This is a genomic window from Streptomyces viridosporus (assembly GCF_002078235.1).
In the GTDB taxonomy this organism is placed as follows: Bacteria; Actinomycetota; Actinomycetes; order Streptomycetales; family Streptomycetaceae; genus Streptomyces; species Streptomyces viridosporus.
On the sequence record NZ_MSGP01000865.1, the window covers coordinates 275 to 635 of the forward strand.

Annotated in this window: 1 protein-coding gene; it reads left to right on the forward strand. The window is 76.5% G+C overall.

Going from position 1 to position 361, the window contains the following annotated elements; translation table 11 throughout:
- Positions 1-287: SpoIIE family protein phosphatase (locus tag B7L92_RS43385; RefSeq protein WP_255311362.1), on the forward strand; the 287-nt coding region annotated here is incomplete at its 5' end.
- Positions 288-361: the final 74 nt, after the last annotated feature.

Consider the following 361-nt stretch of genomic DNA (forward strand, 5'->3'; position numbering starts at 1 on the left):
TGCGCGGACTCGCCCTCGACCGCCAGGAACCCACCGGCGAGATCCTGCGCCGCCTGGACGTCTCCGTGCAGACCCTCTACCTGGAGTGCACCGCCACCTGCGTCCTGGCCCGGGTCGAGCGCCCGGCGCCCGGCCGCTTCCAGCTCCACTACTCCGTCGCGGGACACCCCCCGCCGCTGCTGGTCGAGGCGGACGGCACCGCGCGCTTCCTGACCGGGGGCCGCTCCCCGATGCTCGGGCTGGCCCCGCACCCCGACTACGGCAGCGGTTCCAGGCCGCTGCCGTAGTCGGGGTGCGGGGCCAGCCCGAGCATCGGGGAGCGGCCCCCGGTCAGGAAGCGCGCGGTGCCGTCCGCCTCGAC